The organism is Roseomonas rosulenta, from assembly GCF_016106005.1.
Taxonomy (GTDB): domain Bacteria; phylum Pseudomonadota; class Alphaproteobacteria; order Acetobacterales; family Acetobacteraceae; genus Neoroseomonas; species Neoroseomonas rosulenta.
The window spans coordinates 1-8,476 of the sequence record NZ_JACADR010000193.1 but is presented as its reverse complement, the minus strand read 5'-3'; the positions used below and the strand labels follow the sequence as shown (position 1 = coordinate 8,476).

The window sequence follows — 8,476 nt, the reverse complement described above, 5'->3', positions numbered from 1 at the left end:
GCTTGACTATGCTGGATCGCGCGACGGACCGCCTCTGTCGTGCGGGCGCAGCCGTGAAGAACCTGCCCCATAGCGCATCCCTCCATGCCAGGGAGAAGACTGCACCACCAAAGCCCGGGACCAAACAAGCACGGGGACCTATACGCCGGTGCCTTGCTTCGCCACCGGCACGCTGGTCGCCACCGCCCGTGGCGAAGTGGCGGTCGAGGACCTGCGCGTGGGTGACCTGGTGGTGACCGCGCATGGCGGCGCGGCGCTGCAGCCGGTGGTCTGGATCGGCCACACCAAGGTCAATGTTGCAAAGCAGCCCAACCGCACTTCCGCAGCGCCCATCCTGATCAAGGCCGGTGCCCTGGCCGATGGCGTGCCCCACCGCGACCTGCGGGTTTCCCCCGAGCACGCGATGTTCCTTGATGGCCGGCTGGTCCCGGCGCGCCTGCTGGTCAACGGCACCAGCATCGTCCAGGAACTCTGGTGCCCCGAGGTGACGTATTGGCACGTGGAACTGCCCGCGCACGGCCTTCTGGTCGCGGAAGGCGCGGTGTCGGAATCCTATTTCGACGACGGCAACCGCAAGCAGTTCGACAATTACGGCATCACGACGCTGTTCAAGGACTTCGAGAGCGAGCGTGGCAACGGCCGCTATGCCGAGGCCGCCTGCTATCCGGTGCTGCAGGACGGCCCGCTGCTTGAACGGATCCGTGCGCGGCTCGAACAGCGCGCGACCGCGAACCTGGAGCCCAGCGACAAGCGCCTTTCGGCCTGACACGCCGGCGCCGCCAACGTCGCGGCGACGGGCCATTCCCACGGCCCGTCGCCGGTTCCCTGCCGGCGAACCCGGCAGGCCATGTTTGCTGTAACGCAGAACCGCAGGCGATAAAGCCCCTCCCGGCACAGGAAGCCTGCCGTGGATGAACGGAAGCCGTGGTCCCTGTGGGGCGGCGTCGCCGCCTAATCCGCCTGGCAGGACCTCGCGCGCGGCAGCGAGGACTGCTTCGGCCCCATCCACGACACCGCAACCGCCGAACGCCTATGGCGCGATGAGATGCCCCGGCGCGTCGACACCGCGCAGCATCCGCTATTCGTGATCGAAGTGCCGCGCCCGGGCGGCGAGAGCGCGGCCTGAGAATGGGGGGGCAGGCGCGGCTCCGGCGCCAGGCCCCGGCAGCCCCGGTACCCCCCACGGTTGATCGACGCCGCGCGCGCCCCATATCCCTAAGGCGCGTGGCTCGTGCAGGGGCACGACACTTTGCCGCCGGAAGCCCCGGACGCGCCCTGTCCCCTGCACTGGAGAACGCGATCCCCCGCCTCGCCGTTAGACACGTCACGACCTACCGCTACCGCCAGCCGGTCGCCTTTGGCGAACACCGCATGATGTTCCGCCCGCGCGAGGGCCACGACCAGCGCGTGATCGACGCGCGGCTCGAGATCACGCCGCCGCCCGAGGAGATCCGCTGGGTTCACGATGTCTTCGGTAACAGCGTGGGCGTGGCGCGCTTCGACTGCCGCGCGCGCGAACTGCGCTTCGACAGCACGGTGCGCATCGACCACGCGCCGGTGAACGCCCTCGACTACCCGATCGAGCAGGACGCCGAGACCTGGCCCTTCTCCTATGACGCCGAGGAGATGCCGGACCTCGCACGGTCGATCGAACGGCAATACCTCGACCCCGACCGGGCAGTGGACCGCTGGGCGCGCCAGTTCCTGCGGCGCGACGGGCCAACCGCCACGCGCCGGCTGCTGACCGACCTGACGCACGGCATCCGCGAGGGCTTCGTCTACATCGCCCGCGCCGAGCGCGGCGTGCAGGCCCCGACCGAGACGCTGAAGCGCGGCTCCGGCACCTGCCGCGACTTCGCGGTCCTGCTAATCGAGGCGGTGCGCTCGCTCGGCCTCGCGGCGCGCTTCGTCTCCGGCTACCTCTATGTCCCCGAGGCGGGCGGGCGCGTCGGCGGCGGCGCCACCCACGCCTGGATGCGCGTGTATGTGCCGGGGGCGGGGTGGGTGGAGCTCGACCCCACCAACGGCATCATCGGCAACCGCGACCTGATCCGCGTGGCCGTGGTGCGCGACCACCGCCACGCCCTGCCGCTGCATGGCACCTGGAGGGGGTTTCCCTCCGACGACCTCGGCATGACGGTCGAGGTGCAGGTGACCGCGCTCGATCCCTCGGCCTGACCCGCGCCGCACCGTGACCGGACCACCCCGAAAGGACACCGCCATGCGCATCAGCGCCGGCTGCCAGATCACCTACGACTGCCCGCAGCCGACGCCGATGCTGCTGATGGTCAATCCGCATCCCTCGCGCCTGTCCGACCTTGTCGGCCCGCACCAGGTCGCCTTCGACCCGCCGATCCCTGCGCGCGACTACACCGACAGCTTCGGCAACACCTGCACGCGCATCGTGGCACCGCAGGGCCGCCTGGTGATCTCGACGCGCCTCATGGTCGAGGACAGCGGCCTGCCCGACGACCTCGCGCCGGCCGCCTGGCAGCGCAGCGTCGAGGACCTGCCCGACGCCATGCTGATGTACCTGCTGGGCAGCCGCTACTGCGATACCGACCGCCTGTCCGACGTGGCCTGGATGCTGTTCGGCCAGGGGCCCACGGGCTGGGGCCGCGTGCAGGCCATCTGCGACTACGTCCATGAACGCATCATCTTCGGCTACGAGCATGCGCGCGCCACGCGCACCGCCTCCGAGGCCTTCGGGGAGCGCCGCGGCGTCTGCCGCGACTACGCGCACCTGGCGGTCGCGCTGTGCCGCTGCGTCAACATCCCGGCGCGCTACTGCACCGGGTATCTCGGCGATATCGGCGTGCCGCCGCCCTACGGCCCGATGGATTTCGCCGCCTGGTTCGAGGTGTATCTCGACGACCGCTGGCACACCTTCGATGCGCGCAACAACACCCCGCGCATCGGGCGCATCCTGATGGCGCGCGGGCGGGACGCCACCGATGTCGCGATCGCCACGACCTTCGGCCCCTGCACCCTCGCCGGCTTCAGCGTGACCACGGACGAGGTGGTGGGCTGAGCGGCCGGTTCAGGCCTCGCCCACGCAATCCAGCATCGATGCCGCCAGCGCCTCGGCCGGCGCCTTGCCGCCCCACAGCACGAACTGGAAGGCGGGGAAGAAGCGCTCGCATTCCGTGATGGCGATGTCCACCATGTCCTCGAGGCTCTCGGCGCTGGCCGAAGGCGACCCGCGCAGCAGCACGGAATGGCGGAACACCGGCACCCCGTCCTCCGCCTCGATACCGAAATGGCCGATCCAGAGCCGGTCATTCGCCAGGGCCAGCAGCTCGTAGAGCCGGTCGCGCTTGTCCGCCGGCACCTTCATGTCGAAGGCGCAGGTGAAGGCCATGGCGCTGATCTCGTGCGACCAGGAGAAATGCAGCCCGTAGTCGCACCATTTCCCCGGTGCCTCGGCGGCCATCTCGCCATCGGACCGGCGCTCGAAGGCCCATTCATTGGCGGCGACGATCTGCTCGAGGATATCGAGGGGGTTCGACGAACGCTCGCGCTCGAATTGAAGAGAGGCGGACATGCGGCACCTCCTTGCCCGGGGCCGCCGCCCACCACACCCACAAGATATGGGGGGCGAATCGGGCGGCCGGATACGAAAGGCAGACTACGCAGACGCGGAATCGCGTCGCAAGCCCGCAGGGGTTGCAATCATTTCTTCAGGATTCGGGTGAGGATTCACCGCCAGCCTCAAGCGCGGCCAGCCGGTGTTCCAGCGCCTCGACCCGGGCTTCCAGCGCCTCGGCCTGTTCGCGGGCACGCCGGGCGACCTCCATGGCGGCGTCCAGCTCCTCGCGCTTGACCAGGTCCAGGCGGCGCACCACCGCCTCGCCCTGGGACTTGGCCATGGCCTCGGCCTCGTTGCGCAGCCCGGCCAGGACCGAGAAGGCGCCGCCGGCCATCCCCGCCAGGTCGTCCATGAATTTTCCGCGGCTGCCATCGCCTGCCATGGTGCTCTCCTGTTCGCCCGCTGTATTGCCGGGCCGTCCCGCGGGGGCCTATACCGCCGCCGCCCCACCCTCAAGGGCCGCGTCGGAACAGGGCGGATCATGCATATCGTCACCGGCGGGGCCGGGTTCATCGGCTCCAACCTTGTCGCCGCACTCTGCGCCGATGGGCAGGAAGTGGTGGTGGTGGACCGGCTGCGCCAGGGCCTGAAGTGGCGCAACCTGGCCAAGCACGCCATCGCCGGCATCGTGGACCCGGACGACCTGCCCGCCTTCCTCGCCAGGAAGCCGCGGGTCGCCACGCTGTTCCACCTGGGCGCCATCAGCGCCACCACCGAGACCGATGGCGACCTGGTGGCCCGCACCAACATCGCCCTGCCGCAGATGCTGTGGGACTGGTGCGCCGCCGTGGACGTGCCCTTCATCTATGCCTCCTCGGCCGCGACCTATGGCGACGGGTCGCAGGGCTTCGACGACGATGCTTCGCCGGCTGCGCTGGCGCGGCTGCGCCCGCTCAACCTCTATGGCTGGTCGAAGCTGGCCTTCGACCGGCGCGTGGCGCAGATGCTGGCGGCCGGCCGGCCGCGCCCGCGGCACTGGGCCGGGCTGCGCTTCTTCAACGTCTATGGCCCGAACGAGCATCACAAGGGGCGCATGGCCTCGGTCGTGCTGCACAAGTTCAACCAGATCATGCGCGGCGAGGCGGCGACGCTGTTCGCCTCCGACCGCGAGGGTATCGCCGACGGGGCGCAGAGCCGCGACTTCGTGCATGTGGACGACTGCGTCGCGGCGATGACGTGGCTCGCGCGCAACCCGCAGGCCTCGGGGCTCTACAACATCGGCTCCGGCACGGCGCGGACGTTCCTCGACCTCACCACCGCCATCTACGCCGCGCTCGGCCGCAATGCCGATATCCGCTTCATCCCCATGCCCGAGGACCTGCGCGGCAAGTACCAGTACTTCACCGAGGCCCGCATGGATCGCCTGCGCGCCGCCGGCTTCGACCATCCCCCGACCAGCATCGAGGACGGCGTGCGGTCCTATGTGCGCGACGTGCTGCTGAACGCCGAGGACCCCTTCGCCTGATGCTGCTCGCCCTCCCCTTCCCGATGATCGACCCCGTGCTGGTCGAGATCGGCCCGATCGCGATCCGCTGGTACGCGCTGGCCTATATCACGGGCATCCTGGTCGGCTGGCGCCTCGCGCGCGTGCTGGTGCAGCGCCCGCCGCAGGTCGCCACACCCGAGCAGGTGGACGACTTCATCACCTGGGTCACGCTCGGCATCATCCTGGGCGGGCGGCTCGGCTACGTGCTGTTCTACCGCCCGGGCTATTATGTGACCGCGCCGTGGGAGGCGCTGTTCGTCTGGCAGGGCGGCATGTCCTTCCATGGCGGGGCGCTCGGCGTGATCATCGCCGCCTGGCTGTTCAGCAAGCGCAACGGGCTGGACTGGGTGGCCTTTGCCGACCGCGTGGTCTGCGTGGTGCCGATCGGCCTGTTCCTGGGTCGCTGCGCGAACTTCATCAACGGCGAATTGTGGGGCCGCGTGACCGACGTGCCCTGGGCCATGGTGTTCCCCACCGGCGGCCCGGAACCGCGGCACCCGTCGCAGCTCTACCAGGCCTTCCTGGAAGGCATCTGCCTGTTCACCCTGTTGATGTGGCTCGCGCGCAGCGAGCGCATCCGCGCGAGGCCCGGCTTCCTGGCCGGCGCCTTCCTCGCGGGCTATGGCGCGGCGCGCATCATCGGCGAGTTCTTTCGCCAGCCTGATGCGCATCTGGGCTTCCTGTTCGCGGGCGCGACCATGGGTCAGTTGCTGTCGATGCCGATGATCCTGGTCGGCGCCTGGCTGATGATGCGGGCGAAGGAACGCCATGCCGTCTGAAGGAAGCCCACCCGCGGGCGACACCTCCATGCAGGCTCCCGAAGGAACCGCCGGCGCCGGCAAGGACGCCGGCGGCGTGCCCGAGCGCCTGGATCGGTTCATGCGTCGCGCCGCCTCCGCCTACTACGCTTCGCGCGAGCCCTTCGGCGCCGGCGGGGACTTCACCACCGCCCCGGAGATGACCCAGGCCTTCGGCGAATGCATCGGCCTCTGGGCGGCGATCGCCTGGCAGGCCATGGGCCGGCCCGACCCGGTCATCCTCGCCGAGTTCGGCCCCGGCCGCGGCACCCTGATGGCCGATGCGCTGCGCGCCGTGGCCGAGATGGCGCCGGGCTTCCGCGCCGCGCTGCGCGTGCACCTGGTCGAGACATCGCCCCGCCTGCGCGAGGCCCAGGCGGACCGCCTCGGCACCGCCGTGCGCGCCTGGCACGACGACATCGCAGCCCTGCCGCCCGGCCCCGCCATCGTGATCGGCAATGAGTTTCTGGACGCACTGCCGATCCGGCAGTTCGTCCGTCGCGGCACCGCCTGGATGGAACGCTTCGTGGTGGATGGCGGCTTCGCCGAACGCCCCGCCGCCGACGCCCCGCCGCTGCCCCCCGATGCCCCGGAGGGCGCCATCCAGGAAGTGAATGAGGCCGCCACCGCCATCGCCGCCGCGCTCGGGGCACGCATGGCCGCGCAGGGCGGGGTCGCGCTGTTCATCGACTACGGTCCCGGCGCGCACGGCTTCGGCGACAGCCTGCAGGCCGTCGCCACGCATGGCCGGGCCGATCCACTGGCCGCACCGGGCGAGGCCGACATCACCGCCCATGTCGACTTCGCCGCCGTGGCCGAGGCCGCCGAGGCGGCCGGCGCGGCGGTGCAAGGGCCGATGCCGCAGGGCGTCTTCCTCGCGCGGCTCGGCCTGTTCAGCCGCGCCGCGATCCTGGCGCGGATGGACCCCGCCCATGCGCCGCGCCACCTGGCCGCCGCGCAGCGCCTGGCCGCGCCCGAGCACATGGGCCGGCTGTTCAAGGCAATCTGCCTCTGCCATCCCGACCTGCCGCCCCTTCCCGGATTCGAGGACCCCTGATGGCCGAAGCCGTCACCGCCGGAACGCTCGCCGCCCTGCCCGGCCTCGCGCACGGGTTCTTCACGCGGCGCGGCGGCGTCTCGGGCGGCGGCTTCGCGGCGCTGAACTGCTCGCTCTCCGGCCGAGACGATCCCGATGCGGTGCGCGAGAACCGCCGCCGCGCCGCGGATGCGCTCGGCCTGCCCGGCACCGCGCTGGTCGGGCTGACGCAGGTGCATGGCGACGCCGTGGCGGTACTGGACGAGCCCTGGCCGGAGGACGCCCGCCCGCAGGCCGATGCGGTGGTCACGCGCCGGCCGGGCCTGGCGCTGGGCATCGTGACCGCCGATTGCGCGCCGGTGCTGTTTGCCGACACCGCCGCCGGGGTGATCGGCGCCGCCCATGCCGGCTGGCGCGGCGCGGTCGCCGGCGTGCTGGAAGCCACCGTCGATGCGATGGTCGCGATCGGCGCGCGGCGCGGGCGCATCGTCGCGGCGATCGGTCCCTGCATCCGCCAGCCATCCTACGAGGTGGCGGCCGACCTGCGCCGCGCGGTGCTGGCGCACGCCACCATCGATGCGCGCTTCTTCGCCCCTGGCGCGCGGCCGGATCGCTGGCAGTTCGACCTCGCGGGGTATTGCGCCGCGCGGCTGTTGGCGGTCGGCGTGGCGCCCGAGGTCACGTCGCACGACACCCTGGCGGACGAGGCGCGCTTCTTCAGCCACCGCCGCAACACCCTCGCGAAGGGCGGGCCGATCGGGCACCAGCTTTCGGCCATCGCGCTGGGCGCGTGAGGGCACGGCCTCCAAGGCGAGCCGTTTGCCGGCGCCCCGTCCGCCGCGGGACCGCGCGCGGGACCAACGTGCGGCGCGGCGTCGCGCTCGGCATCGGTGGCGCCCCAGCCCGACCACCCGCTGCCACTGACGGACCGGGAGCGAGGCTGTGCCGGCATTTCCCGGCGGCCGCGCGGCGCCCCACGGGGCCATGACCGTTGCAGGCGCGCGGCACACGACCAATAAGGACGCCATGCCCTATGTGTTCATGTTCTTCGCGATGCTGATGCTGACCATGCTGGTGGCCTGCGTGGTGTCGATATGACGGCGCAGCCCGGCGCGCCCGCGCGCCGCGCCCGGCCGCCGCGGACGGCACTCGCTTCCGTCCTGCTGGCCGTGTGCGCCCTGCTGGCCGCCTGCGGCGACCTGCCGCAGCCCTTCCGCGGCAATCCCGGTGGCAATGCCGGCGCGCTGGCCGCGCCGCCGGCCTACCGGCTGGCGATCCCCGCGCCGCCCGCGGCGCTGCTCACGGAAACCCAGGCGCGGGGCTTCGCGGAGGCACTCTCCACCGCGCTGCTCGCCGCCGAGGTGCCCGCCGCCGCCGACACCCCCCTGCCGCTCGACTGGCGCCTCACGGTCGAGGCGCAGTCCCAGGGCGGCTGGGTGGTGCCGCGCTACCGCCTGACCGACCCCGACGGCCAGGCGCAGGGCCAGGCCGATGGGACGCGCATCGCCGCGCGCGACTGGACCGATGCCAGCCCCGAGGTGCTGCGCCGCGCCGCGCGCGACGCCGCC

General features: G+C 71.7%; 9 protein-coding genes and 2 pseudogenes. 9 read left to right on the top strand and 2 right to left on the bottom strand.

What is annotated here, in order from left to right:
• Positions 1–148: 148 nt before the first annotated feature.
• From HW578_RS18960 to HW578_RS18950, 4 genes and pseudogenes are all read left to right on the top strand, one after another.
• Positions 149–766 carry a Hint domain-containing protein gene (locus HW578_RS18960; RefSeq protein WP_198372275.1) on the top strand — a complete coding sequence of 206 codons (618 nt, stop codon included), beginning with the start codon at positions 149–151 and terminating at the stop codon, positions 764–766.
• Positions 767–988: 222 nt separating this feature from the next.
• Positions 989–1,126 (top strand): annotated as a pseudogene (locus HW578_RS28630) (DUF4170 domain-containing protein); the annotation flags it as partial.
• A gap of 149 nt (positions 1,127–1,275) precedes the next feature.
• Positions 1,276–2,178, top strand: a complete 903-nt coding sequence (locus tag HW578_RS18955; protein ID WP_369407930.1) for a transglutaminase family protein — start codon at positions 1,276–1,278, stop codon at positions 2,176–2,178.
• Between the two features lie 43 nt (positions 2,179–2,221).
• On the top strand, positions 2,222–3,031 hold the full coding sequence (locus HW578_RS18950) for a transglutaminase-like domain-containing protein (protein WP_198372274.1): 810 nt from the start codon (positions 2,222–2,224) through the stop codon (positions 3,029–3,031).
• Between the two features lie 9 nt (positions 3,032–3,040).
• On the opposite strand, the gene HW578_RS18945 is transcribed toward HW578_RS18950, so the two are convergent.
• Entirely contained in the window at positions 3,041–3,544 is a 504-nt protein-coding gene (locus HW578_RS18945) for a type III secretion system chaperone family protein (RefSeq protein ID WP_198372273.1), read from the bottom strand.
• 136 nt (positions 3,545–3,680) lie between these two features.
• A complete protein-coding gene (locus HW578_RS18940; protein ID WP_198372272.1) occupies positions 3,681–3,971 on the bottom strand; it encodes an accessory factor UbiK family protein in 291 nt (96 codons plus the stop codon).
• A 99-nt stretch (positions 3,972–4,070) separates the two neighbouring features.
• Here HW578_RS18940 and rfaD point away from each other — a divergent pair, with 99 nt between their 5' ends.
• The 5 genes and pseudogenes from rfaD to HW578_RS18915 all read left to right on the top strand — a co-directional run.
• A complete protein-coding gene (gene rfaD / locus HW578_RS18935) occupies positions 4,071–5,054 on the top strand; it encodes an ADP-glyceromanno-heptose 6-epimerase (RefSeq protein ID WP_198372271.1) in 984 nt (327 codons plus the stop codon).
• On the top strand, positions 5,054–5,854 hold the full coding sequence (gene lgt / locus HW578_RS18930; RefSeq protein ID WP_198372270.1) for a prolipoprotein diacylglyceryl transferase: 801 nt from the start codon (positions 5,054–5,056) through the stop codon (positions 5,852–5,854). Before rfaD ends, lgt begins: the two co-directional genes overlap by 1 nt.
• Positions 5,855–5,882: 28 nt before the next feature.
• Positions 5,883–6,929, top strand: coding sequence for an SAM-dependent methyltransferase (locus tag HW578_RS18925; protein ID WP_198372269.1), 1,047 nt, complete (start codon positions 5,883–5,885; stop codon positions 6,927–6,929).
• Positions 6,929–7,702: a peptidoglycan editing factor PgeF gene (gene pgeF / locus HW578_RS18920; RefSeq protein ID WP_198372268.1), complete on the top strand. Its 774-nt coding sequence runs from the start codon at positions 6,929–6,931 to the stop codon at positions 7,700–7,702. Before HW578_RS18925 ends, pgeF begins: the two co-directional genes overlap by 1 nt.
• A gap of 300 nt (positions 7,703–8,002) precedes the next feature.
• Positions 8,003–8,476: pseudogene (locus tag HW578_RS18915) on the top strand (hypothetical protein); the annotation flags it as partial.